Below are 26,854 nucleotides of genomic sequence, written 5' to 3' on the forward strand. Positions count from 1 at the left end.
GCCTCACATTTTACAAAGTTATTCTCTAGTTACAATACTTTTTTTACCCTATTTAAGTTGTCAAAGCCCTTAATAAGAATGATAATAAAATAGAGGGGGAGGTGTCGCTCCCTCGTCCCCCCATACACAATTATCATTCTTATTAAGGCTATTTTGAGTATTTTAACTGATTGACAAAAGGCACTTTATCTTAAATTCTCGCCGATGGCTATAGATTAATCTAACTTTCTAATTAAGAATTATTTTAATAAGTCCAGTTTTGCTTGGTCTGTAGGCTATATGTTCCATCTTTCACATTCACCCGCTCAGGAATCACATTTAAATCTCTAAATATATTTGCCTGATGCTGTAGAGCATTGAGCGATTGGTCGTCAATCGGAATGATGGCACGTTCGCTACTATGTTTCTGTAAAATTTCGAGAACGGATGGATCGATTTCATGATGTTCTACCAATCTTTGAACAGCTTCTAATTCCTGTTTTTTCGCCCAAGTTCCAGCTTCATTTACCTCTTCTAAAATTACCTTAAGCAAGTCGGGATAGTCGCGTACCAGTTCTGGAATCGCGTAGTAATAGGTAGGAACTTCCACAGAGGCTTTGTCACCAAATATGCTCTCTAAATCTGCAATCGATCGCCCTGGGTAAGCGCTTCGGACTTGCGTTGCTGTGTAGGGAACCCAAATCACCCAAGCATCGATTTCACCCCTGCGGAATCGCGGCAGCGCCTCTGGTTGTGTGAGATAAACTGGCTCGATGTCGCTAAAATCTAGACCGACTTTTGCCAGCGATCGCACAAGTATATAATGTGCGCTTGAGCCTTTGTCAAAAGCGATCTTTTTGCCCTTCAGGTCTGCTAGTGTCTGAATCGGCGAATCTTCCCGTACTAGAATCGCTTGACCTTTGGGAGCGGTATATTTTTCTTTAGCCACCCGCACAAATACGTGATCTGCCGCTTGAGAGAAGATGCTGGCCGTAGCACCACCGCCGCAGAAGTCAATTGTCCCGTTGCTAAGTGCTTCTATTAGAGAAGAGGCTGATAAAAAGCTCGTCCAGGTGACAGTCAGCCCATAAGGTCGCAAACGCATTTCCAGCAAGCCTTGAGTCCGCAGAACTTCCAGATTTGTCATCCCCTCTGGATATCCAATTTTCAGTTGCTTGAGCCGCCGCGCCTGCTCTCCTAAGGGCGTGTTGCTAGATTGAGCAGAACGCTGAGAAAACCAGCGATCCAAAAGTACACAGAAAATTATCCCCCCCATAAACAGTCCCACGGTTTCCAGTAACTGGATTGTCGACCTTTTGGGTAGTTTGAACTGATTACCAGATTCAGAAGCAGCAACAGCATGACCGTCAAAAACTAGAGGCAAGACCAAAATCAAGACAAGTCCGATGGAAAATCGAATTGCAAACCTGTAGGTAGCCGATCTACGACTGGCTGATCTGAGCGACCGTAAGATATTTTGACCTGTGCATCTAGGCAAAAGGTCAATCAAACGGCTAATCATAATGACTCCTTTGATAAATATAGGTGATGGAAATTGCCGGATGAACTTGGAGATGCAGGATAAATTCAAAGCACCGCTTGATATATAAACTACCAAACTTGCTCGCTCGTTACACCCAATATGCGATACTCACATTATCATATCGATATTGTGTGGATTTTCTACAAACGTTGAGCGATCGCTAGTTTTGGTCATCAGATAGGTGTTAAGTGAGGAATGTTGATGGATTGGTTCATTGCAACAATTAAGATTGGGCTAGCTGCGGCTGTGGCAACAACATTTGATGACAATATTTATCTAACGGCCTTCTTCAGTGAGGTCAATCGGACTTTTCGTCCTCAACATATTGTAGTTGGTGAAATTCTAGGGTTCACGGCATTAATCATAGTAAGTTTACTTGGTTTCTTACTGGGTCTAGCAATTCCATCAACTTGGACTGGTTTACTGGGGATTCTGCCGATACTCATTGGCTTGAACAATTTGCTTAATCTAAATAAGGATGACTCCGCTGAAGATAAGTCAGCCAATTTGAAAAGAAACTCTAAATTTCGAGGATTTGATTCCAGAAAGCGATCGCTCTGGGACGTAATCCGCGATCCGCAGACCTATCGCGTCTCCTCGGTAACAATTGCCAACGGCGGCAACAATCTTGGCATCTATATCCCCCTGTTTGCCACTAGCTCAATCCAAAATCTCACTGTGATCGTACCAGTTTGCTATTTTATTGTTTTTTGCTGGTTGTTTATGTCCTACAGTCTGACTCGTCTACCTGGTATCGCTTTGATACTCAGCCGTTATGCTAGCAAGATTTTCCCCTTCGTTCTGATGTGGCTGGGTTTTAGAATTCTGGTAGACAGCGAATCTTATCGTATTTTTCTCCCGAACACTTGACAGATAAACGTTATTAGTTATCAGTTTGGTGAGATTCTGAAGGCTAAAGTCAATAGAACTTAACTCGTGCATAAGCAGTCTCACTTTACCCGAATGATTCACCAACAACTCTAATAAGCTAAATTCTATACCTGTCAACCGAATGCGTTGCTCATTTTTGTGGACTTGCCGCTTATTGATATCGATTTTGAGATTGCCCACATGGATTATAAGAGAGTTAGGAATAGTATTGATACTGGTTTTGTGGGAGCGCCGTTTTAGTACGCAGGCAATCCGAGCTTCTAATTCCTTGGGTGAGAAAGGTTTTGTCATATAATCATCAGCCCCTAATTCCAGCCCAGTGATCCGATCTGCTACATCTCCCAAGGCTGTAAGCATGATAATTGGCACATCTGATTGTTTCCGTAATTCTTGGCACACACCGTAGCCATCCAGCTTTGGCATCATTACATCTAGAACTATCAAATCAGGGGTCAACAGGCGAAAAGCTGACAAAGCTTCTTCACCATCACTAGCTGTAACTACACTGTAGCCAATCATTTCTAGACGCGTCTGTAAAATCCGGCGGATGCTGGCTTCGTCATCTACTACCAGGATTTTTCCTTTATCACTTGATAAGTTTCTCAATGCTGTTCCTCCACAGCGAGAACTCTCAACCATCTATTATCTGCTTATTAGGAGTCAAAACTGCAAAACAGTATTGACATACAGTCATGAGGAAAGAAGCGATGCCTGCGGCGAGCTACGCTTACGCTTAATACTTGCATCTGTGCAACAGATTATGCTGGGACATCTACCTGAAAACAGATTTGTACACAATTAATAAATTATTCTGCAAGGGACTCGTATTTTCCATCGATTTGGTGTACCTTGTTAATTCCGTGCAAATTATTTATACCTAATTTCTCCCAAATTTACTCAGACAACTTTTTTGCCAATGCCTTCAAGGGAACAGCCAATGAAAACTTCTAATGATACAGATACTAAGAAGATCATCAAAAAATCCGACAAGCTTACTCTGAAACAGATGAAGTTGATCGAAGAAGCAGAAGACCAACTTCTTGAAGCTAATACTGACAATTCTACTGCCCCTGTGGTTGAGGTTGAGGAGAAATCAGTAGTCGCTCCTGAATCAAGAGTTCCTGATTATATTCCGCACCTTGACAATCCTCCAGTACAGTCTATTGGCAACTCTGGCTGGCAAGTGTCTGATGTCTGGCGGGATATTCGAGTAGATGATTTTTGTAATTAAAGCAGGCAATTTGTATTCCCAGACGGTTCTGCATCAAGGCGGTTGCAATTATCCATGATCCGAATCTTAGAGATTGAGGGACAGGCATCAAGCAAGGGAGAAAAGTTTTCCCGAATGCATTCTTGTGCAGCAATACCTTTGTCTCTTCGCTGAACCAATATTATGGCAACCGCCTGAGCAACTTTTGTAAACTATCTTTGCACTCAGTCAAAGTTATAGTTGCATTGTGCCTATAATAAGTTACGGCTAACTATAACTGGAAGTTAGCACCCTGTAAATGGTTATCGCTTGGATTACACATCAAAGGCGATACCAAAGACAAGCAAAATTTATCGGCAGCGTAATAGAAACTATTCCGTTGCCAACATGCACCCAGAGCGATCGCATGTTGGAAAAAGAGTGAGCAGAGGAGCAGGGGGGCAGAGGAGCAGAGGAGATGGAGAAAGAACCGATTAAAAGTCATAAAGACTTGAAAGTTTATCAAATGGCTTTTGATGCCGCCATGAAAATCTTTGAACTGTCCAAAAAGTTTCCTGTTGAAGAGCGTTATTCATTAACGGATCAGATTCGGCGCTCGTCCCGTTCTGTGTGTGCAAATATGGCAGAGGCTTGGCGAAAACGTCGTTATGAGGCAGCTTTTGTAGCGAAACTAAATGATTGCGAGTCCGAAGCTGCTGAAACTCAGACTTGGATTGAGTTCGCTGTTAAATGTAACTATCTCTCTGTCGAATCAGGTAGAGAACTATATGGAACTTACAACCAAATTTTAGGTGGTCTAGTAAATATGATTGCCAACCCAACACCTTGGTTAATGAAACGTTAGCATTCTTTCCCCATCTCCTCTGCCCCTCTGCTCCTCTGCTCCCCTGCTCCCCTGCTGGATTCGTGCATTTTAATCGTAGATTATGTCGGATAAAAGATAAGGGTAGCTTATTTTGTGTTCCACCCTAATTCGTGTATACTGAATTTTTAAATTCAGAGCCACCCAGTGCGATCGCGCAAGATTATTGTGAATAACCCTGAACTAAATAACTTACCTCCTATTAAACTTATTCCTCTGGACGCTGAAACTGCATCGCTCTCTGGGCGTACTAGAGTTACAAGACCACCAACCGATATTCGGTGGGTAAAAGTTCTGGAATTTTTACGCAGCAACAATCTTGCACCAAACAGCCGCAAGCTTTACGAACGAGAACTCAAACGAGTTTTTGGCTTGGAGTGAGCTTCACTATCATGAGCTACGCCCACGTCATCTTGCGCTATATAAAGAATATCTCCGTGATGAACTGCGGACTGATGCAGATAAACCGCTTTCAAAAAGCAGCATCAATGCAGGAATTGCGGCTCTCAAAAGCTTTTTCAAATGGATGTGTTACACGTATCCTGAAATTATTTCTACTAATCCGACACTGGGGATAAAACTGGAAAAAGTGCCACTGCCACCAGCCCAAAGTTTGACCCCAGAAGACATGGAACGGGTTTGGTCAGCGTTGGAATTCTTGGGAGAAACAAGGCAACGGGATACAGCACTCGTTCACATTCTTAGTCATGGACTCCGGGCAGGGGAAGTTGTACAGCTAAATGTTGGCTCATTTGATGACAAGCTGCTATTTCTACCAGACACCAAAACCAATGAACCACGCTTAGTTCCACTGCGAAAAGAGAGCCGGGAAGTTTTAGCAGAGTATTTGCGATCGCGAGAAGAAAGGAGTGAGGTGTTAAACAGCCTTAGTCCACTGATGATTTCACACCATGCTTCGTACAAAGGTGAACGCTTAAGTTATCACGGCATTTACTTCGCTGTAGAAAAAATTGGTGAAATAGCTCACATTGAGGATTTGCACCCTCACTCCTTTCGCCACACCTATGCCACTGACTTATTGCTATTGGGAGTTGACCCCAGCCATGCACGAAAATTAACAGGACATCAAAGCGAGAAAGCGTTTCGGCGCTATACCCTTCGCAGTGAGCAAGAAGCTGCGATCGCTGCTTACTATCGTGCAATCGGTGAAGAAGCGGAGTAAGGTATGCCGAAACCGTTAGACCCCAAGTGTCAGCTATGCGCCAAATTACCAACAACTCAAGCAAAACTACTGCATGGGCCACAAGGGGACGGGTGTTGGAATCCAAAAGTCTGCCACAATCGCCGCTCATTCTATCGCCACCGCGACAAGAATAATTCAGCAGAAATTGATGCAATCGCAGTCGAACCACCAGCAACATATTTTGCAGTGCTGTATTTGTATAAAGAACCGGGGGATAAGCCATTGCACGCTATGTCGGCAGAACTCTGGCTGGGGCAAAAGCCTGTTTGTCGCTTAGAGGCAATTCACTGCTTTGGGCTAACGGCTGGTAAGATACGCGCCTATACAGATCAGGTGTTGCAGGCGTTTGCAAAACAATATGGTATTTCACTATATCAATATAAGGATATGTTTGAAATTACCTCAAGTTACTGCCCAGTTCGTCCTTGCCCGTTACATCCAGAATCCTAGAGATGACCACATACCACCAATTAACCATCTGGGATGTATTAGATGAGTTGTCTGAATCTCCACCAACTTCTTCCCTTGATGCTATGTGGGATTGTTTGGATGCCGAGCTAGAGAATTTACCCTTGGAGGCACAGTTATTAACCGCAGCGCTTGCCTTCAGTCAGATTGCGGATATTCTTAAGTCTCGTGCCGAAGTGCTATTGCAAGATACCCGCGATCGCAATAGTCTTTTGGGGCCTGTTGTTAGCACCGATCTCTTTGCTGGTCTAGTGCGGACAACAATGCACCTAGATTTAGATGATTTGATTGAGCCGGAAATACCACAAACCTTTAAACCACACGGCCCACACCAATTTTCACATTCTACTGAATCGGGTGATTCTGTAGCAGCACCTGTTGAAAAAGCGAATGTTTTGGCAATGCTCGATGAGGTGACAACTTTAGAAGATGTCCGCAATTTGGCATCAGATGAGGACGTGGAAAAATGGCAGGGCGCGATCGCTAACTATCTGATAAATGTCAAAGATGAGATTTCTTTAGTTAAACTGCAACGTGTGTTGCAAATGCCGATGGTAGAAGTATGGTTGGGGTTATTGCTGGGTGGGTTTACACTAGAACAGCGTGGTGATTTTTATCACAATCAAAATGTCTGGGTGAAAAGTTCTCCAATCACTAACACCTACCCGATTTGATTTAAAATTTTGAACTTTCAAGCTGCTTTGAAACTCCATAAATTCATCACTTCTGCTGCTGACAAACCAGGTTGTACTCTCTCTCAACAGCCACCAGCAGCAAAGCTTGCAAGGATGACAGATACGGTAAAAGCAAAATTCCCAATTCTTGCAAATGCAAAATACTTGAAACCCTTGATTTATCGTTACAATAGTATTAGTAGTTAATAACCCCCAGAGGGTTAGTCTGAGCGATATTGAGCTTACTCGTCGTCAGGAGATTCCTTATCTTCTTCGTCATCCTTGTCAAAATTTGTATTGCTGAGGGGGACTTATGGGTGAATCGAAACGCCGCAAGGCAATATTAGGCAATCACTATGGTTTACCTGATATTTTCAATGAAGTCCAATCAATGTGGACACAGATTAATTTCTCGATCAAGCGAGTCAAAGATTCTGATAGTGGATGTTTACTTGTTCAGTGTTCTAACAACGACCGAGGATTCCATCAAGACACTATTGCCCAAATTCAAAAAGAAATAGAAAATTGGAAATGTGATTTAGATATTCCTATCTTGATCCAAGTTCTCCCAAGAGGAGTTCAAAATTCAGGAACTAAACTTTTTGATGGGTTCGTTACCCTTTGGTGCAATTGTCCAGAATTTGAATTGTGGCGAGAAATATTTGAAAGTGAACTCGTTAAGTAAACTTTGTTGCATTAAATTATTGTTTCCTCGCTGCACCATTATTTCTGTTGCTTCCACTCGATTTTGTACTCCCGTTCCACAGCCGCCAGTAATTTTGCCTGCAACGAAGATAAATAAGGTTTTGCTTGTTTCCCAAGCCCCTGCAACAGCCAATCCACAGCCTCGTCACGGGTCGCCACTTGATGCAACTGCCGTAATCTCACACATAACTGCTGCATGAATTGGCAGTCTTCATCAAGCAATTCCAGTAACTTCAGGTGTTCGATTTTTACGGTGTAGTCACCATCCCAGGTTTGAACTGTACAGCTATAGTCTCCAACATGGCTGACTACGCCCCAATAACCCGCTTTACCTCTCAAGTCTGGATTATCTTTGGGCAGAAGAACGCATATCTCCCCAACGTGGTAAGGATTGGGTACTTTCGTCCTTTCGCGTATCTTATCCACTACGTCTTTCACTATGCGACCGGATGGAATTTTATTGCCAGCTTGCTCTACTGCCTGCTGCCAGACATCCGCTTGCACAGCTGGTTCCAACTCTGCTTTCGCCAAAAAACGCAATTGTCGTTCGTTGGTCGGCATTGGAATTTGCCGACCAATGGTCGGCAAAAACTTTTGAAGATTCCCATAAACCACAGTCGCTGAAATCTTCAAGTAAGCCGCGTCACGACTATAATTGAAGCGATCGCGGCAGTATTCTTCAAAAGTCCGGTGCGTGGAACGGTACAGCCGTCTGTCCCTCAACTCCATCAGCGCCTGGCCTGCTGACTAAAAATGCCCTTTCTACCTGACGTTCCAATTGCAAGCGTAAGCTTTGTTCTTGGTCGGTCAACTCTCTTACTTCAACAGCCGTCACCGTAATCGTTGCTGAGGCTGGGTTTTCGTGCAAAGAATTATTTTCCTTTGCAGAGTCGGTTGCTGGCTTAGGTTCACCAGATGCCACAGGGATAACTTTCTTGCGTCTAGATGGTGGTTTGTTCATTGCCCCACCTCTAGGCTGACAGCAGTTGAACAAATATTGAATTGTGTCATCATGGGATATATGTTTTTTATCTATGCCCCCAACAATACGAAGGATGGGGTTTTTCGTTGCTTTTTATATTTTGCAGCTTTAAAGCACTACCAAATATAAAACTCATTAACAAATCTCATAGACCAAGTATAAAAAAAACCACTACGCCAGAGGTATTACAACAACAAAATACTGTTTGGGCGTATTCTAGAAAATACCCTCTTCAAGACATGGGTAAAACAACGGCTAATGCTTGATTATTTGACGGCGGGTATTGCATTTTGGATGACTTTGTTTGGAGTACAGGAGTCGTTGTTAGAATTTCGCCTGGGTTATCTCGGTCGTTACTGGTTTCTTGCGATTAGTGCTAGCCTGCTCCTGAGCTTTTTGCTCTCTGCCCCAATTATTATCACGCTAATCATTAAATTTGCAGTAGATCCATTCACTTTCCCAGGCAATATTATTCTTTGTGCGATCGCTGCCGTCATCTTTGGTGTGATTCTCACCTTGGCGCAATGGCTGATACTCCGTCAATCCGAGATGACACCAAGAGTCTTTGCTCTGATCAATACAGTTATTGGAATTCTCATCTACTTCCTACTGATGTGGCTCAATGAAGGTACTCTGGAGTGGAGCGGTAATCTCTTTGGGGGCTGGAAAACTGTCCTCGTCTTTTTAGCTGGTGGTGCGATTACCGGAGCAGCCACAGGTAAAGCTTTGGATTTTTACTGTGAGCGAGTAGAACAGCGATTAATTCAGCTTGAGAGAGACAGAGTAGCAAGAGAAACCAGAGAGAGAGAACGGATAAAAAACGAAATATTTGAAAGAAAAAAGCTTGAGGCAGAAAAGCTCGAAAGAGAAGCCCTAGAAAGAAAAATGATTGAGAGAGAAATGGCCTTAGCTGAAGAGAAAAAGTGGTACGAAGAACATGGTGATGATGATTTAGATTATGAGGATGAAGATGATGAAGAATAATATTTGAGTATCAATTTACACGCTAAACTGTCAGGTAAAATGAGTCCAAAACACAAAATTACCCTGGCTTTTATCCTTCTTTAGTAGTAAAGGAAAATTTTTGTGTAGCCAAGGGACTTATAGTAGCCAAAATTTCATTGAGACAAAGAGGCAGCGCAGTCTTCTGCCTTAGTGCTAGCTCCTCCCTTTAGGAGCTATATCTGCATGGTATTTATTGAACTCTTGAAGCGCGATCACAATCTCAAAGTTTTCTTGGCTTTTAACCATTTAATATCAAGCAGATAAATGTAATTTGCTTAAATTCAAGATTAAAATCATGATTTTAACTTGCTAAGGGAGTCCGAAATTAGCAATTCTTACAAAAGAAAGTTTTGTTGCAGAAAACTACTTTTGTCAGTAATTAGTAACGCTGTCAATAATAGTACAAGCAACTGTTTTCAATGAAAAACGATTGTCTCTTGTGTTTCCCGTGTTCCTGATTTCGCTAAGTTTCCCTAATTCCTATGAGTTACAAAAAATACGTTGCTGGCATTCCAAGCATTGCCAAACTAAAGCATCAATATTTCTTACACATTTGTAGTGTGTTAGCTTACAAGCAAAGGCAGTATCCGCGATCGCAACCTACAGATACCGGATACTGATAACTTCAACACCTTTTATCTATGAACCTATCCCACTAAGAGCTTGTCATGTAACAACCTTGCCTCTTTTGAGCTAGAAATGCCTTCTCAGTAAGCTTTCTAGATAATAAATTGTAAAAGTTGTTTCTTGACAGGCTCTAATAATATTTGTGCTATAAAGCTAAAGCTTAAGCTTATTGAGAACTAAGAACGAAAAAATAAGGTTTTCAAGCACATTTTCCAAAACTAAGTAGAAATTTTTGGAATACTGGGATAGGTTGCTCTTTAATACTTAAAATGCGATGTTTTGCAAAGATATTTATTGTAACTAAGAGATGCAACGATATTTAGAACAAGCGCTATTGATAACAAATTAAAAAAAAATTATAAATTATGACTCATTTTGGTATCCTTTGTCCACCCAGCACTGGACATCTTAACCCAATGACAGCGTTGGGTCGAGAATTACAAAGACGTGGGCATCGTGTGACTCTCTTTGGAATTGCCGATGCTCAATCTAAAGCACTGGCAGCAGGATTAGATTTTTACATGATCAGAGAGTCTCAGCACGCTCATGGAGGAACTGAAGAGTCCCTAACAAAGTTGGGACAATTAAACGGTTTTGCCGCTTTGGAATATACTATGAATCTAATGAAAGAAGGAGTAAATCTGCTGCTTAATAAAGCTCCAGAAGCTCTTAGAGAAGCTGGTGTAGAAGCATTATTAGTAGACCAATTTATAGTAGAAGGTGAGACTATTGCTGAATTTCTGCAAATTCCTTTTATTACTGTATGCAATGCCTTGCCAGTTAATGCAGAAGATGATATACCGCCTTTTTTTACAGACTGGAGATATAACCCGGCATGGTGGGCGCGTCTACGCAATCGATGTGCTTACTTGTTGATGAAGCCGCTCACAAAACCAATCACGCAGATTTTAGATACCTATCGCCAAAAGTGGAGCTTGCCCCTTTATTCTCAAACACCTGACAAAGATACCTTCTCTCAGCTTGCCCAGTTGAGCCAATTGCCTAAAGAATTTGATTTCCCAAGGCAGTCTTTGCCCAAGTGTTTTCATTTTACTGGCCCCTATCAAGATTCAACTGGACGAGAACCCATACCTTTTCCTTATGAAAAGTTGACTGGGCAACCGTTGATTTACGCATCGATGGGAACTATACAAAATAGTTTATTAGAAATTTTTCAAACTATTGCCTCAGTTTGCGTTGGATTAGATACCCAGCTAGTAATCTCTCTTGGTAAAGAGAGTGGATCAGAACCGCTCCAAGGACTACCTGGATCTCCGATAATTGTTAGTTACGCACCTCAACTGGAACTACTTAAAAAAGCAACTCTCACCATTACCCATGCAGGATTGAATACAGTTTTAGAATCTTTAAATAACGGTATCCCGATGGTAGCAATTCCAATCGCTAATGACCAGCCAGCAGTAGCAGCACGTATAGCATGGAGTGGAGCTGGTGAATTTGTGCCTGTAGCTAGTGTAAGTGTTCCTAAACTGCGAACAGCGATAAAGCAAGTTCTTGAGCAAGACTCTTATAAGCAGAATGCACTGAGATTACAATCTGCTATCCATCATTCTGGAGGAGTCAGTCGTGCTGCCGATATTATCGAACAGGCCATAACTACGAGGAAACCTGTTTTCCTATCGAAGGATAAATAGTGTTGTTAAACATTATTTACAAGATTAGGAAAAAATAAATTTACAATTTAATAAAATGAGGCTTATAAATAAGACAAAATTTAGGATACAAGAATGGCACAGTAACTCTTTGATTTTTAAAGTTACTCTCCTATATTTTTTATCTTTTTCAACACCAACTACTGCACAAATTGTCCCAGATACTAGCCTTATTGATGAGTCTCGTGTTCTCAATCAAGGTAATACAAGTATTATCAATGGAGGAACTAAAGCAGGTAATAACTTATTTCATAGTTTTAAACAGTTTTCTTTACCTACAGATGGCACTGCGTATTTCAACAATACTTTGGATATCCAAAACATTTTTAGCCGAGTTACAAGTAAATCTCCTTCCGAAATTAATGGTTTGATTCGAGCGAATGGCACAGCAAATCTGTTTTTGATTAATCCTAATGGAATTATTTTCGGACCTAATGCGAGATTAAACGTTGGTGGTTCGTTTGTTGCAAGCACAGCGAATAGCATTAACTTTGCTAATAATTATCAATTCAGTGTTACAGATCCACAAGATATACCACCATTACTGACTCTTAAGGTGCCTATAGGACTGCAATATGGAGTAAATTCTGGTGCGATTCAAGTTCGTGGCACAGGACATAATTTAACTATTTCTACACCCTTGTTCTCGCCCATCTTAGGATCTGGCGCTAGTCCAGATAGTCTACATCTATCTCCAGGAAAAACTCTTGCTTTGATAGGAGGTGATGTTAGCCTAACAGGTGGTATTTTAACGGCTCCAGGAGGGCGAATTGAATTAGGTGCTGTCAAATCTGGCATAGTTAATCTTATTCCTAGCCCCACTGGTTGGACTTTAGATTATAAATATGTACAAGATTTTCAAGATATTAAGCTGTCTCAACAAGCGTTAGTAGATGCTAGCGGACTTAGTAGCGGTTCAATTCAATTAGTGAGTAAGCAGATTTCATTAACCAATGGCTCAGTAGCATTAATTCAAAATCAAGGAGTGCAGTCAGGGGGAAGTATAAATGTGAATGTTCTTGAATCTCTCGAGTTAAGTGGAACTTCTCTTGATGGAAAAATTGGTAGTGGATTTTTGAATGAAACTGTAGCAGGGAATATAGGTGATATTGTCGTTTCAGCAAAAAATTTAGCTATTCAGGATGGAGCAGTTATCAATGCCAAAACTTTTACGGGAGCGAATAGCGGCAATATAATTCTTAATGTTTCTGAATCGACGCAAATAATAGGATTTTCCTCTATTAACTCTAATAACAATAGTGGCATTGGCAATTATACATTTAGTTCTGGCAATGGTGGAGAAATAATCATCAATACAGGGGGAGTCACAGCTTTTAATGGAGGAACTATAATATCTGGAACCTTTGGGGATGGCAAGAGTGGGAATTTAATTGTTAATGCCTCCCAAGGCATAAAACTAAGTGATTTTAATCCTTTTATTGTTATTGGAGCAAGCCAGCTTGCTGTTGCAAGCTTTAGTGCTGGAGATACTGGCGATTTAACCATTAATACACCAAAAGTTTTTTTACAAAATGGCGGCAGCATTAATTCTTATGCTTTTGCTACTGGCAATGCAGGAAATATTAAAGTAAATGCTTATAATTCTGTAGACATAACACGTGAAGGTTCAAATGGATTGAATTATAAAATGCCTTTTGGTATCTCTTCATACGCGACTCCAAGCTCTGATGTAACACAACAAGAATTATTAAATGTACCTATAATTCCAAATGGAGCATCTGGAGATGTAATAATTAATACTACCAAATTAAACATTAGAGATGGTGGAGTAATTAACGGAAGTAATTTAGGAAATGGTAATGCAGGTAGCTTAAGGATTAATGCTAATGCGATTTATTTAGATAATGACGGGAGTATTGTAGCAGCAACTGTATTTGGTGAAGGAGGCAATATTTTTTTAAACTCCTCGTCTTTACAATTACATCGAGGCGGTAACATTAATGCCACCGCAGGCGGTGGTGGTAACGGCGGAAATATCGACATCAATACACGACTTATAATTGGCTCAGGAAATAGCAGTATAAAAGCTAATGCATTCGAGGGACGTGGCGGCAATATCAGAATCAACACCGAAGGACTATTCCTTTCTCCTGATAGCAAAATTACAACTAGTTCAGAATTCGGATTGAATGGTAATATCCAGATCAACGCTTTGGATAATAATTCTGGCATCAATAAAGCTGCACCAGAAGTGGTTCCAACAACTCCTCAAATTACCCCAGCTTGCCAAAAACAAGTAGGCACAGGAACCAGTAGCTTTGCTGTTAGTAGTCGCAATCTACAATCTAAGCCTAACGACCTAATACATAACAATATTGAGCAAAGTAACTCTTTTTCCATTTCAGGTTTTAATAATCTGTATAATCCAGAATCATTAAGAAGTAACCAACCCACACAAATTATAGAAGCTAACGTTTTGATTCGGGATTCTCAAGGGAATTTTGTTTTGACCACAGACCAAGCAAATTTAGCTTTGGATGATGCTTCACTGTCTGCAAGTTCTTGTTTTTCAGTATTTCAGTGATAAAAACATAGAAAAATGATTTTACCTCAATGTTGCTTTAAATATCTCTTCTCAGGCGTTTTAGCGCTATCTATAATTCTAGTTCAATCATCTTCCCCTGCCCAGACTTTAAAAGAAGAAAAAGAACTCCTCAAGAATCAAGCAGTATCCCTGACTTCATCAGGTCACGAACAATTAGCTCTAGATCGAGCAAATGATGCTTTAAAAAGTTGGCAGGAATCTAACAAAATTTATCGCCAATTAAACGATCAAGAGGGAATTACGGTAAGCCTGATTAATCAAAATCTTGCTTTCCAAGCATTAGGATTACACAAAGAAGCTTGCAATAAACTTTTAGAAGCTTTAAACTTTAATACAAATCTAGGTATTTGCGACACGACTTTGCAGCAACTTGCTCTTGCTGAAAAAGAGCAACTGACAACATTAATTGGTAAGCAGAAGGCAACATCGGTTAACTTGCTTGGGTTACAGAATCTCGGAGAAGTCTTGCGGATTTTGGGTAAGTTAAACGAATCTGAAACAGTTCTACAAGAAACATTAACGCTAGCAAAACTTGTATCTTCATCAAGAATTAGCGATATTTATCTGTCTCTGGGTAATATTGAACAGACAATTTATCAGCAATTGCAAGATAAATATTCTTGGATAGAGGAACCACTTTTTAGAGAGCAGATTGCTAATATTATTCCACAAAAGGCGCAAAAATCGCTTTTGTATTACCAAACATTAGAAAATATACCAGATATCTCCAAATCAGCTAAACTGCAAGCTCAGTTAAATCACTTAACTTTACTGATAAGTTGGGGAAAATGGCTCAGTCATCAACCAAATCAAGCGAACCTTCATCAGAAAGTTAATCAACAGATCCGAGTATTGGTAAATCAAATAGATGAAAATTCTTCTGCCTTTTTGGAGTTATCACCTGAGCCATCTATTCATGCTCGGTTGAATTTTGCTAATAACCTCAGCCAGATCCCAGATGAACAATTGAAATCAGTAGCAATTCGATATGCTAAATTAGCCTTGAAAATGGCTGAAACTATTAATAGTATCCGATGGTTATCCTATAGTTTTGGTACTTTAGGTAAATTATCAACTCAAACAGAACAAAAACAGGCATATTTTAAGAAAGCTTTAGGATTCGCTCAATCAATTCGGTCTTCCGATATCGCCTACCAATGGCAACAGCAGTTAGGATTAATTTACCAAAAGCAGGGAAAAACTGAGTTAGCGATTCAGAACTATAATGCTGCGATCGCAAACATGACTCAAGTTCGTGATAGTTTTTTGTCAAGTAACCGAGATTTACAGTTCTCATTCCAGGAGGAAATGGAACCGGCATATCGCAATTATATGCGATTACTCTTAGCATCTCCTAGTCCTGATCTAAAAAAAGTAATACAAGTAAATCAAGGACTACAAATAGCACGTTTAGAAAACTTTCTTCGATGTGGCAAGCTTGACATTGTTGCTTTAAACCAGCTTCAAAATCTCAAGAACGTTCCATCTGTAATTAATATTATTGACTTAGAAGATACTATAGAGATAATTGTTCAGTCTCCAAATGGCTTACTTCACCATCATTCTGTTGACTCTAAGTTAGTCAGATTTCAGGTGAATCAGCTTTTAGAAGCGTTACAAAGCGAAAAACTTATTAATATCAATGAGAGCGCTATTACCCATTATTCTCAAAAAATTTATGAATCTTTAATTACACCAATTAAAAGATATATACCCTCATCAGGGACGTTAGTATTCACTTTAGATAAATCTTTTCAAAGCTTACCAATGGGATTATTATATGATGGTAAAGATTATCTAATAGAGCATTATAGTATTGCAGGAACTGTAGGTTCTAGGGTAAGGCAACCTAGAATCTTGCATGAAAACCAGATGGTAGCTTTGATAGCTGGACTATCAAAAATTAGCCCCAGCTATATAGATAAAAATGCACCCAAAAACATGGGAAATTTGCCTCCATCTAAACAAGAACTAGAAAATGTTGAAAAACAAACTAAATCGTCAGTAGCCTTGTTAGACGATAAATTTACCTTTAAAAGGTTCAAAGAAGAACTGACTCAAAATAATTTTCCTATTGTACATATTACTACCCACGGTCAATTCAGTTCTGATCCACTCAAAACAGTACTGGTAGCCTATGACAAACTAATTAATATTAGAGACTTTGACAGCTTAATCAGAGACAAAACTGAAAATAGTCAAGATGCAATTGAGTTACTTGTCCTCAGCGCCTGCGAAACTGCAAAAGGCAACAAGCAGTCAGTGATGGGAATTGCAGGGATAGCTGCCCAGGCAGGTGCGCGGAGTACTGTCGCTACTTTGTGGCGCGTGGATGCCAATTCTACCGCTTTGCTTATGCAAGAATTTTATAAAGGGTTGAATAATGGCTTACCTAAAGCAGAGGCATTACGTCAGGCACAATTGAGTTTACTGTCAAATCCCCAATATCAAAAATCTTACTACTGGGCCCCGTTCCTCCTGGTGGGAAGTTGGTTGTAGAATTTCACCATCTTCAAACCTTCTTGCGCTTTTTGTAACTCTTTTGAATTATTACTACTTTTCGCTATCTCAAAAGCCTTGGTGTATTGGCGTTTAGCTTCGTTTGTCAACCAAGCCCTCAGATAGCGATCGCCCAGTACTCTGTAAAGAGTTGGATTTCGGCTAGGAGTTGCGGTTTCCGTGTGTGACTTCAGCATCTCAATTGTTTCATTTAAAAGATTTTCTGACGCATAGATTGCGTCTATATCAAGAACAGTCTCCTCTGGTGGTAGTCCTAATTCTTTAATGCGTTTAATATTTTGTGCAATTTCTTCTTGTGAAGCTATAGACAATAGGTTAACAGGCGTTGAGTCATAGCTAAAAGCATTACCATCTTTGTAAGCAAAGACAGATATTGTATATATGCCCTCCGGTTGAAACTCCTTTTCATCACTTGGGTAGGCAAGCCGAGTTTGACTTACAATTTTTTCCCATCTAAACTCGTAACTTTCTACTTTGACTTTGTAAGAAGTAGCACCCTTAACAGGAGTCCAAGTTATTTCCGGGCGAGGATTCAATGTTGAAGTACTGTAAGGAGAAATAATTGTCGGCTCATCGCTTTCTTCTGTGCCTCCTTTCGGACGGAAGCATCCTACGACATTGTTAGGGTTGCAATTAGCATTAATAGTTTCAATCTTGGGGCATTCGTCTGAAACAATACCACTAGATAATTTTAAAATTTTCCCAGAACTGTAACAGAGAAAGTCAATAGTACCACCGTTTAAAACTTCTATGCTTTCTTTTTCACAAATCAAGCTTTTAGTGCCAAAGCGTTTCTCGCCTCTGCCCATTATCCTGCCAATTGCCTCACAGCGAACTTGGCTTCTTTTAACTCTTATTAGTGGTACACTTGCGACCAATGGCACATCTTTTAATATCAAAAAAGTCAAGCAGAAAAATGCCCAATATTTTGTACTTAATCCCACAAAAATTTCTCTATTTTTAGTATTATTTCCTTTTATTAGCTTATCATTTTTCCAGTATACGATCTAGTAATTCCTGTCTCCAAATAGTAACGTCTGAATCTGTAGACTTAGCAAGTAAACAGAATTCTATAGAAATTCTGGCATCATCGATTTTACCTAATGTTTCTTGTGCTTTAGCTAATAGGCAATAAGCATCTATTCTTTGATTATCTAAACTCAGTGCTTTCTGTAAATATTTTTCAGCATCACTTATTTTATTTTGTTCTAAGCTTGCCCAGCCCAAATTTTTATATAATGCGGCTTGTATTAATGGGTCGTTACTTTTTTTTAATCCTGACCGAGCTAAAGAAATTGCTAAATTGTAGTTACCCGTTTTAATCTTAAGTCTGGACAAGTTGTTAATAGCTATCATCGCTGAACTACTACTTTTAATAGCTATACTATATTCTTTTTCTGCTAATTTATAATCTCCTTGACCATCATAAAAACGTCCTAAATTATAATGCACTGTCCAATCATTTGGGTTGAATTGAAGCAACTTTTTATAAACATATTCTACACATTTATTATCTGATATTTGCTGACAGTTTATTCCTAAGAGATTGTAGGCATCTAAATTTTGATTATTATATTTTATAGAAAGCTCATAATTTTTTTTAGCCGCGCTAAGATTACCTATTAGCATGAGCCGAGAAGCTTTATTCAAATAATACTTAGATATATCCTGTTTAGTTGAAGGATTAGTTTGGATTGCCCAGACAAAAAAATTTTCTGCGCTTTGATAATCATTCCTTGTTTCTGATTTCTCTCCTTGAACAACTAAATAATTAGCTACACTAGGTGCAGATAACTTGCCTATTACAAAAATTATTAATGCACCTGCTACAAATCTTCCAATCTTAAAAACTTTAGACTTGAGAAAATGATGAACTTTACTTTCCCAAGGAAGTTTTTGTATTCGTTCAGTTATTATTTCTGTAGTTTGTGGTCGAAACCCTGGAAAAGGATGTATCATTTCATCGATTAAATCTGCTACAGGCTTATCAATCTGCGGTGCTTTATCTCTCCAGATTAGCTTTCCTGTCCTATCTTCTGTTGGTAACTGCAACATTGCTACGCCAGTAACCAAATTGACGATAGTTCGTCCCAACGCATAGAAGTCAGATTGCGGTAACGCTCGACCATCCATTTGTTCAGGTGCAGAGAACCCAATCGAACAAACTGCTGTTACCTCATATCCACTTCCTCCTCCTCCTGTTATGCTATCTTTTCCGCTAGACCCCACTTTCGCTAAGTAAGTTCTAGTAATTTTCCTTACAGTACCAAAGTCAACAAGTGCCAGATTACCAGTTGGTTGATAAATAATATTTGTTGGTTTAATATCTCTATGGAAATATCCTATCTTGTGTACATGATCAAGAATGTCCAGCAATTGCAACATCCATTCTAGTGCTACATTTTGAGAAATTTTGCCATTCGTTTCTAACCACTGTTGTAAATTCTCTCCTTCCATCTTCTCCATTACTAAGCAATGCAATTCTAGGCGTGGTTCCTTTGGTAGTGTAAAAGTAAAGTAATCACTACTAGCAGCTTGAGGAATTCCCGGATGAGATAAGTTGATTAATGCTAGTACTTCTCGTCGCACTAGTTCAACGTATTTAGGTTCATTCCACCTTAATACTTTCATCACTCTTGTTCGAGGTTTTGTTCCCCATTTTGGCTCAATATCTTCAACCTCGAAAACATCCGTATAGCTATCTATATCTTTTTCTAAAGGGCGTAATGGGTGTAGCAAGCGGATACGCTCATTTATTAGCAAGGGGGTTCCGCAGGCTAAACAGTTTCCAATATCATCAGGGTTATAGCGCTGATTACAAAGGTGATTTATGCAGTAAACCACTTTTACTCCTGAATATGATTACTTGCTTTTAAGCCATTAAGTTTGTTATTTGAACTATTAAAATTTTTATAGATTAAACTTAATGGATCGACTAAAATATACTTTCTAATAGCTGGTTCTAAACTATAAGAAACTTCATCTTTAGCAGATTTCTGATTTATTTCAATTAAACAACGCTGTTCTAAAACCTCTATAGCATCCATCATATTAGAAATTGAAATTTCACAATTATTTTTTCCCCTAATAATATTAATTACATCTGAAAACTTCAATGGAGGTAGTTCTTCTGATGTATGTTCTGCTAAACAAAGCAAAATTTGTTTTTGAATATCATTTAAAAGTCCATTTTCTCCAAATTGTTGATTTAACATCTTCAAAATATTTTCGCTAATCAAAGTAGTCTTGTAATCCAAAAATTTGCTTATATCCCCTCCAAAAAATTTATTTATCCGGTTGGCAACTAATTCTAAAAGTGATGGATTTGCACGGTAAATTTTAATCAGTTTTTTACATTCCTTTTCTCCTTTCAAATCTTTTTTACGTAATATTTGCATTGCTGCATTTTCTTCTAAACCTTGTATCTGCACGTATGCTGGTAGGAGAGTTGTAGCCGTGTAAGCAATTTGATCTAAAGGTAACTGACTCGTCACTATTATGCAGCTTTGATGCTGCTCTTCTATAAGACGACGAAATAAATTTCCACACTCTATTTTTTTCTCAAATACCTCTATTTGTGCTAAACCTTCCAGCCCATCTAATATTAGTAAACAGCGATATATTTTTAATTGATCTAATATCAAACCAAGTTTAAATTCCCTAGATTTATTTTCTATTTTTAAATTTAATACTTTAATTATTTCATCTAAAACATCCTCAAGTGAAGAACCATAATTGATACTTTTCCAGATGACACAATCGTATGAATTTGGTTCCTCTAAAAGTAATTCTTCAACTATTTTGGCAGCAACAAAAGTTTTTCCAGTACCCGCAGATCCAAACAAATATACACAATGATGCTTAAAAAGCTTAATTTGGTTTTTTAAATAATTAATTTCTTTTTCTCGCCCATAAAACAAATTTATTTTAGGCAACTCTCCATAAATTTTAGTCTTACCTATTAAACTATCGTTTTTATTAAGATAATCTTTTTTTACTATTTCAAGCAAAACATTTTTCACAGTTGCTTTTTTTATTTGTACTCCATCACCAATAACTTCAGAAAGCATTGTCCATAAGTTTGGGCCTACTGCTGTCCGCAAATAATGCATATTATACCCTGAATTAGCTGCTATCTCTTGATAATCTTGACCATTCCAAGCCCCTTTTATAATAGCGATTTCAGCTTTTGACAAATGCTTACCAGTAGACTCAAACACTTGTCCATCTAGACCTTCAATTATTTTCTCTATGTCTAAATTTTTATATGAATCCATATCGAACAGTAAATTTACTTTAATTTATCAATACCTTTACCAAAAATAAGCAAAATTCTAGATGCATAAGTGTTTAGCTTAAAAGGTAGTTGGACTGTCAAAACCTTGATATTAAAAGCAACACGTAAAAAAACCTTGTGGGAAACTTTAAAGGAATTTTTAGGGCTGATTGTTTTTGCTAAACCTCAGATAACGGGGAGTTATATAATGAAACATCATTAACTCACCCTCGTAAATTGGCACAAGTATTGATCTATACTGTAATCTATTCACGTTAAATTTAACCTAAAATCTAACCTATACTTTTTTTAAAATAACCTATACTCCTTCACAAAAATTCATAAAATTATTTCTTCCTAGTTTCCTTTCTAAGGTGTATGATTTAATGGCTACATCCAAAAAGTAGTATTACGCTATCTCAAGTTACAGTTACATCTAGTTCATATTCGTGAAAAATAACCAAGGCTAGCAGCCAGGAACCACCCTCAGTGAGTATCTATAATCGCTAGTTGACTCCGTTAATAAACGAAAGATGAGCTTATATCAAAAGAGTCGGGACTTATGATGCTTACTCTGAAGCTTGGCATAGATGATAGTTAAAGTAGTTTGAGCCAAAGCTACTATTAAACCTAGTAATTACATACAGAGATGAGGAGGCTTAAATTAAAAATTAGGATAACACCAGATACAAGATGGGTAGAATTTCTGCAATATCAAGCTAATTGAAGGTAGGTATGGAGGTAAAGAATTTATGACAATACCCACATTTAACGGACAAAGCGCCACTAAGGAGTAGCGCTTTGTCCGTGGTTCAAATTGCATATAACCTCAGAGCGGGGTTGATCTCGAAGGAACAAAACAAGTAGACGTTGAAGTTTGGCGACAGAGACGACTACTAAATTTGTCCGAGAGTTTTTACCACGCTGCGATATCTATTATAGGATATACTGCTTAGAAAGTCTATTTCTTGCAGTATGTTTTGGCTGTCGAAATTCCTTAAATTAGTTAAATGTAAAGTTTAATGAAGATAAAACCCGGATTTTGGAGCAAAGAATATTAGCAGCGTGAATAACCCCCTCTGAAGCTTGAAAATCAAGTAATCAGGGGAATAACCGTGTTAAATAAAAAAACTCCCAATAGCTCAGTAGTTGAGCGCGTGGGATCATGCATTACAGTGTTCGCACCTCAACTTTATGCTGTGGTGTCAGGTAGTTTTAAGAATATCCTTACAAAAGCTAAAGTTTCACAGCTTTCAAATTGGCTGTGTTTAGATGATAGCGACAGAAACATTACTCGAGTAACTGTTGCAGGTGATTGCGACACAGGATTTTACTGGCAATTCTTGCTCGTAAACGTAGTTCTCTCCAAGGAATTCCAAGGGGAGAACCGATGAATGCAGCGACAACTGAATACCCCAATTATCTCACTGCCGCCGAGTATCATGAATTAGCGGTGGGCAGCGCCATTCATCCGGCGTTGATTGAGCGCAACTTTTTCCATGTAGAGGGAGAATCAGTTTATGATTTCCTGTTCATATCTGATAAGATCCCACGTAAGAATGCGGGTCGGGTAACAGATGGATACATCAAAATGTATCAGCATCTATTACTAGGTGGGACGTGGATTCAATCACTTGACCCATTCAAAAACTGGCAACCGATGGAATGGGGGCGGATCAAGCCCAACTTTCCTCGCATTGATTGGCAAAAAGGTAAACCAGTCAAATACGAGTCGCCACCCAAGACAGCAAACCGTGTTACCTACTTCGATATCGCTAACCCCATTTGGGACAAAGTTGCAAAGCGTTATTTAATTAAGCGCTATCATTCACTTTTAGCGCTGCGCTTACTGGATCAACTCAATCCACTAATATTTTGGGAGTGGGTAAAGCAGCATCCAGAGATTCCAGTTATCTTATGCGAGGGCGAAAAAAAAGCGGCCTGCTTGCTGAGTTTAGGGTTTTTAGCGATCGCACTCCCTGGAATTTGGAACGGGCGCGTAGGCAAACAAGATTTTGATGAACGATTGCATCCTGACTTAGTACCAATGGCTCAGGCAGGACGCAAGTTCATTATTTTATTCGACTACGAAACAAGAGCTAATACCCGTTGGTCAGTTTTTCAAGCCACTGTTCGCACTGCAAAAGCAATCGAATCAGCAGGTTGCTTTTGTGAAGTTGCGCTGTTACCAGGCCCAGAGAAAGGTGTTGATGATTTTGTTGTGGCGCGGGGCGAAGATGCCAACGCTCTACTGACCGCAATCATCGATGATGCTAAATCACTAAAAGATTACCAGCGCTCATATCGGGCTAAGAAATGGGGACTTAGCAAATACAAACCAGATGTCACCGTTAATGTCAAGTATCTCTCTGAGGCTTTGTGCATTCCTGAACTTGAAGAAAAATGCAATCTGCCTGAGCTTTATGAGCTTGAAAAGGAACAACTTTTCACGCCATCTATAAAAGGACATTGGAGAAAGAAGGAGTCTACGGATTCTGGCGGAGTTGATTCAGACAAATCGAAGAAATCTCCTAGCTTCAATTTCCCAAAATCAGGACTAGTCGTACTCTGGAGCGACATGGGCACTGGTAAAACTGAACTCATGCGCTGGTGGCGTGACCAAAACCCCGACGCTCGGTTCCTCAACAACGGGCATCGCGTCAACCTGCTGAAGAATTTAAGCGATCGCCTGAAAACTGCGATGTATTCAGACTTGGGTTTTGGTGGTTTAGCTCAAGCCCAAGCCCTTAGTATTACCATTGACAGCTTGCACAAACTCAATACGCAAGCGCTGATTTATGGCTGCATATTTATAGATGAAGCTTGCCAATACCTTACCCACCTCCTACACAGTAATACGTGTAAACAGCACCGTGCAGCAATCTTGGAGGTACTGGAATATATAGTATACAACGCGCCACTAGTCGTCCTTGCCGACGCACACATGGATGATTTAACCGTGGACTTCTTTCGGGCAATGCGACCAGTAGGTGAAGTACCTTACATCGTCAAAAATGAATGGAAAAATGGCTCACGCACTATATATTGGTACGAAGGCAGTAATTCAAGCGCCCTAGTTGCCCAAATCTCGGCAGCCCTGATGCAAGGTCTGAAAGTCATGGTTGCAAGTGACTCCAAGCGTTTCATCAAAAAACTCGAAAAGTCTTTTACTATTAAGTACGAAGATCCTAACTCTGACCAATCCCATACACCCCAAAAATGGCGCATCTGGTCTGTCCACTCCGATAATTCCGGCAGTGATGAAAACGTCGCTTTCATCAAAGATATCACCAACGCCGTCAAAAACTTTGATGCTTTGTTCACCTCTCCCAGCCTGGGAACTGGTGTCGATATTTCCGAGTATCATTTCGATTTGGTGTTTGGTGTTTTTCATGGAGTTTCCCAAACTGCTACCGAATGCGCCCAGCAACTGTACCGATATCGCCCGAAAGTTCCGTTTCATATTTGGGTGGCCCCGCGTCCTCCCTTTGGTTACCAGGATACAAACGCATCCAAGATTAAAGAGCGCTTGCTCCAAACCAATGAAATGACCGCTTTTCTGTTGCGGATTGACAGAGAAACGGGTAAGCGGGGAGCGGAGAAAGATTGGGCGCTTGAGGCTTACTGCCAAATTATGGCTAACCGCCACTATTCTCTCAATAATCTGCGCGATGATCTTGCGATCGCTCCTCACCGAAATGGGCAATACATTTATATATGTGGGCAGTGAAGATGATGAGCAATCTCTTGAAAGTCTAAAAGCAGCAGCACAAGCTTTGGATAGTGCCCACAATTCGGCTGTTGCCAAGGCCAAGAATATTACTTTGAGCGAGTACCGTGCCCGTCAGAGCAAAGATTACCTTGACCCTAATGAAATTTTTGAATGTGAAAAGTTCCGCATTTCTGATTCTTACGGCATCGAAGTAACCGAATCACTCGTAGAAATGGATAAAGGTGGTCGCTTAATTAGAGCGATCGCTGGACTTGAGGCCATTTTAGCCCCACCCGAAGAATCGTTTACTGACCCCAAAACCGGGCAAACTTATCCTACCCCACCAACAATTGTCACCCAAAAAGACCGCACCGAGCGCGACAATCTACCTTTGTGCATCGACTGGGGCAATTACTCGGCGCGGTGGCTGGCTAGATTTAACCTGGGGCTGCATCAAATTCTCACTTCTTTAATGAAGGGTGATGAACTTACTGCCGACGATTCCACCTTACTCAAGATGACGGAGATCGCTATACATTGTGCTGCTCACGTCAAAGCAATTCTTGGGTTTACTATTCCCCTAGACTGTAAACCTATTTGGTTGCTGGCGACTTTACTAGAGCAGCTGGGGCTAAAGTTGACCTTCCGTAAGCAGGGCAAGCGCGGTCAACAGGTGAAACTTTTCTCTTTAAATAAAGAGGAATTAGAATTTGCTCAAGAGGTAATTGCTCATCGCGTGGAAAAGCGTAATCAAAAAGAAAATCGAACCTATTATCCTGCTCAAACCCCTGCTGCGTATAATGTAAACCCCAATCAGCAGGCCGTATCCACACCCCCCCCTAATGCTATAGGGAACTCCCATTGCCAAGGGGAGGATACTACCGAATTTGAGTCGCCTCCGACCGATCGCACTACCCTACTTCATTGTGTGGAAATACTTCGCTCTGGTATTAAGCAGGGGGTTGACGCGATTAAAGGCATCCTTAAGCGATGGGTTGAGGATTTGCGCTGGGAGACGGTGCTGGAACTTGAAGCGATCGCAGCGAGTGAACTGCGACTTGTGGAATCTCTTGTCCCGGAATTTTACAGCTTGCTAAGTGAAGAGGTGTTGCCGATGGAGGGGGGCTAAACTTTCGTCATAACTAACCGCATCATTGAAGTAATTTCTACTTTTGCTTTCAGCAATTGTGCTGATGCTGCTTTGCTAAATCGATTTTTTGGTAAAATGGGGTCAATGCCTTTTCTTTACTGAATTATCGGTCACTTCGACTAAACAGGGTTTCCCGAAGTCGTCTGACGAAACCGGAGCAAGTAGTGCTAAAGATGATACCGCTCCCAATACTTGATCTTCTCTCACCTCCAGGTACTTGTATAGCTCGTCCAAGGTGCGATGCCCAGAGATTTCCTGAATCACTCTTAAGGGAATTCCGGCATTACTCATCGAGGTGAGTGCTGTGCGCCGAAAGCTGTGAGAACTTATGCCTTCAACTCCTACTTTTTTGCAAGCGACTCGCAATATCCACAATGCCGAATCCCGGTGCAGGTGGTTATTCGCTCTTGAGTGGTCAGCATTTCCAGGGAACAGCCAAGGAGAATCATCACGCGGTTTATATGCTTGCAACCTGACTCGCAATTCTTGAATTACCGGGATGGCACGGGTAGCCAGTTTCCCTTTCGTGTTACCCTTGCGAAAGATGATTTTGGCTCTGACTTTTCCTTTGGCATCATATACGTCCCGCTTAAGCAACGTCACTGCTTCGTTCACCCGACACGCTGTGTAAAGCATCACCGCAAACAGCGCTTTATCTCGCAGTGAATCCACCCCCTCCGAGAACAGAAGTTGGATTTCCTGCAAAGACAAAATCTTTGCTCGACCATGCCTATCAATTTTCAAGGTTGCTGCCCCATCAACACCCCGCCCTGTTCTTATTATCCCAGTCCACGAGACAGGAATTGC

Annotated in this window: 21 protein-coding genes and 2 pseudogenes; 15 read left to right on the forward strand and 8 right to left on the reverse strand. The window is 40.2% G+C overall.

What is annotated here, in order from left to right; genetic code table 11:
• Window positions 1–244: 244 nt before the first annotated feature.
• On the reverse strand, window positions 245–1,501 hold the full coding sequence (locus HUN01_RS02195) for an aliphatic sulfonate ABC transporter substrate-binding protein (RefSeq protein ID WP_181927269.1): 1,257 nt from the start codon (window positions 1,499–1,501) through the stop codon (window positions 245–247).
• 222 nt (window positions 1,502–1,723) lie between these two features.
• Between HUN01_RS02195 and HUN01_RS02200 the strand changes: the two are divergent.
• A pseudogene (locus tag HUN01_RS02200) lies at window positions 1,724–2,383 on the forward strand (cadmium resistance transporter); the annotation flags it as partial.
• On the opposite strand, the gene HUN01_RS02205 reads toward HUN01_RS02200, so the two are convergent.
• Window positions 2,267–3,052: a response regulator gene (locus HUN01_RS02205; RefSeq protein WP_181927270.1), complete on the reverse strand. Its 786-nt coding sequence runs from the start codon at window positions 3,050–3,052 to the stop codon at window positions 2,267–2,269. The pseudogene HUN01_RS02200 and the gene HUN01_RS02205 overlap by 117 nt on opposite strands.
• 298 nt (window positions 3,053–3,350) lie before the next feature.
• On the opposite strand from HUN01_RS02205, the gene HUN01_RS02210 reads away from it, so the two are divergent.
• The 7 genes and pseudogenes from HUN01_RS02210 (at window position 3,351) to HUN01_RS02240 (ending at window position 7,516) form a co-directional block, all read left to right on the forward strand.
• Complete coding sequence (locus HUN01_RS02210; RefSeq protein ID WP_181927271.1) at window positions 3,351–3,644, forward strand: hypothetical protein; 294 nt, start codon at window positions 3,351–3,353, stop codon at window positions 3,642–3,644.
• Window positions 3,645–4,080: 436 nt separating this feature from the next.
• The gene (locus HUN01_RS02215) at window positions 4,081–4,467 is read left to right on the forward strand and encodes a four helix bundle protein (RefSeq protein ID WP_094333589.1); all 387 of its coding nucleotides are present in this window, start codon (window positions 4,081–4,083) and stop codon (window positions 4,465–4,467) included.
• A gap of 183 nt (window positions 4,468–4,650) precedes the next feature.
• Window positions 4,651–5,668 (forward strand): annotated as a pseudogene (locus tag HUN01_RS02220) (tyrosine-type recombinase/integrase).
• Window positions 5,669–5,671: 3 nt separating this feature from the next.
• Complete coding sequence (locus tag HUN01_RS02225; protein ID WP_181927272.1) at window positions 5,672–6,139, forward strand: hypothetical protein; 468 nt, start codon at window positions 5,672–5,674, stop codon at window positions 6,137–6,139.
• Window positions 6,140–6,141: 2 nt separating this feature from the next.
• On the forward strand, window positions 6,142–6,831 hold the full coding sequence (locus HUN01_RS02230) for a hypothetical protein (protein ID WP_181927273.1): 690 nt from the start codon (window positions 6,142–6,144) through the stop codon (window positions 6,829–6,831).
• A gap of 9 nt (window positions 6,832–6,840) precedes the next feature.
• On the forward strand, window positions 6,841–7,038 hold the full coding sequence (locus tag HUN01_RS02235; RefSeq protein WP_181927274.1) for a hypothetical protein: 198 nt from the start codon (window positions 6,841–6,843) through the stop codon (window positions 7,036–7,038).
• Window positions 7,039–7,144: 106 nt separating this feature from the next.
• The gene (locus tag HUN01_RS02240) at window positions 7,145–7,516 is read left to right on the forward strand and encodes a hypothetical protein (protein WP_181927275.1); all 372 of its coding nucleotides are present in this window, start codon (window positions 7,145–7,147) and stop codon (window positions 7,514–7,516) included.
• Between the two features lie 38 nt (window positions 7,517–7,554).
• On the opposite strand, the gene HUN01_RS02245 is transcribed toward HUN01_RS02240, so the two are convergent.
• Together HUN01_RS02245 and HUN01_RS35155 are read right to left on the reverse strand one after the other, a co-directional pair.
• Window positions 7,555–8,265, reverse strand: a complete 711-nt coding sequence (locus HUN01_RS02245; protein WP_238845392.1) for a hypothetical protein — start codon at window positions 8,263–8,265, stop codon at window positions 7,555–7,557.
• Window positions 8,216–8,497, reverse strand: a complete 282-nt coding sequence (locus HUN01_RS35155) for a hypothetical protein (protein ID WP_238845394.1) — start codon at window positions 8,495–8,497, stop codon at window positions 8,216–8,218. Before HUN01_RS35155 ends, HUN01_RS02245 begins: the two co-directional genes overlap by 50 nt.
• Window positions 8,498–8,776: 279 nt before the next feature.
• On the opposite strand from HUN01_RS35155, the gene HUN01_RS02250 reads away from it, so the two are divergent.
• The 5 genes from HUN01_RS02250 to HUN01_RS02270 all read left to right on the forward strand — a co-directional run bounded on the left by HUN01_RS02250 (window position 8,777) and on the right by HUN01_RS02270 (window position 16,888).
• Window positions 8,777–9,502, forward strand: a complete 726-nt coding sequence (locus HUN01_RS02250) for a hypothetical protein (protein ID WP_181927276.1) — start codon at window positions 8,777–8,779, stop codon at window positions 9,500–9,502.
• Window positions 9,503–10,005: 503 nt separating this feature from the next.
• A complete protein-coding gene (locus HUN01_RS02255) occupies window positions 10,006–10,143 on the forward strand; it encodes a hypothetical protein (RefSeq protein WP_181927277.1) in 138 nt (45 codons plus the stop codon).
• Window positions 10,144–10,515: 372 nt separating this feature from the next.
• Entirely contained in the window at window positions 10,516–11,805 is a 1,290-nt protein-coding gene (locus HUN01_RS02260) for a glycosyltransferase (protein ID WP_181927278.1), read from the forward strand.
• 109 nt (window positions 11,806–11,914) lie between these two features.
• Entirely contained in the window at window positions 11,915–14,368 is a 2,454-nt protein-coding gene (locus tag HUN01_RS02265) for a two-partner secretion domain-containing protein (protein ID WP_181927279.1), read from the forward strand.
• 15 nt (window positions 14,369–14,383) lie between these two features.
• Window positions 14,384–16,888, forward strand: a complete 2,505-nt coding sequence (locus HUN01_RS02270; protein ID WP_181927280.1) for a CHAT domain-containing protein — start codon at window positions 14,384–14,386, stop codon at window positions 16,886–16,888.
• Here HUN01_RS02270 and HUN01_RS02275 read toward each other — a convergent pair.
• From HUN01_RS02275 to HUN01_RS02285, 3 genes are read right to left on the reverse strand one after another with little or no spacing between them, the layout of a single operon-like run.
• Window positions 16,849–17,853 (reverse strand): hypothetical protein, encoded by a 1,005-nt coding sequence (locus HUN01_RS02275; RefSeq protein ID WP_238845396.1) that lies wholly within the window; start codon window positions 17,851–17,853, stop codon window positions 16,849–16,851. The genes HUN01_RS02270 and HUN01_RS02275 overlap by 40 nt on opposite strands.
• Window positions 17,854–17,896: 43 nt before the next feature.
• Window positions 17,897–19,753 carry a serine/threonine-protein kinase gene (locus HUN01_RS02280; protein WP_181927281.1) on the reverse strand — a complete coding sequence of 619 codons (1,857 nt, stop codon included), beginning with the start codon at window positions 19,751–19,753 and terminating at the stop codon, window positions 17,897–17,899.
• 2 nt (window positions 19,754–19,755) lie between these two features.
• On the reverse strand, window positions 19,756–21,186 hold the full coding sequence (locus HUN01_RS02285; RefSeq protein WP_181927282.1) for a helix-turn-helix domain-containing protein: 1,431 nt from the start codon (window positions 21,184–21,186) through the stop codon (window positions 19,756–19,758).
• 1,389 nt (window positions 21,187–22,575) lie between these two features.
• Here HUN01_RS02285 and HUN01_RS02290 point away from each other — a divergent pair.
• Both HUN01_RS02290 and HUN01_RS36480 read left to right on the forward strand, forming a co-directional pair.
• Window positions 22,576–24,915 (forward strand): plasmid replication protein, CyRepA1 family, encoded by a 2,340-nt coding sequence (locus HUN01_RS02290; RefSeq protein WP_420832732.1) that lies wholly within the window; start codon window positions 22,576–22,578, stop codon window positions 24,913–24,915.
• The gene (locus HUN01_RS36480) at window positions 24,884–26,026 is read left to right on the forward strand and encodes a hypothetical protein (RefSeq protein ID WP_420832733.1); all 1,143 of its coding nucleotides are present in this window, start codon (window positions 24,884–24,886) and stop codon (window positions 26,024–26,026) included. Before HUN01_RS02290 ends, HUN01_RS36480 begins: the two co-directional genes overlap by 32 nt.
• Before the next feature lie 102 nt (window positions 26,027–26,128).
• On the opposite strand, the gene HUN01_RS02295 is transcribed toward HUN01_RS36480, so the two are convergent.
• Complete coding sequence (locus HUN01_RS02295; RefSeq protein ID WP_181927463.1) at window positions 26,129–26,791, reverse strand: tyrosine-type recombinase/integrase; 663 nt, start codon at window positions 26,789–26,791, stop codon at window positions 26,129–26,131.
• Window positions 26,792–26,854 lie beyond the last annotated feature (63 nt).

This window comes from Nostoc edaphicum CCNP1411 (assembly GCF_014023275.1).
In the GTDB taxonomy this organism is placed as follows: Bacteria; Cyanobacteriota; Cyanobacteriia; order Cyanobacteriales; family Nostocaceae; genus Nostoc; species Nostoc edaphicum_A.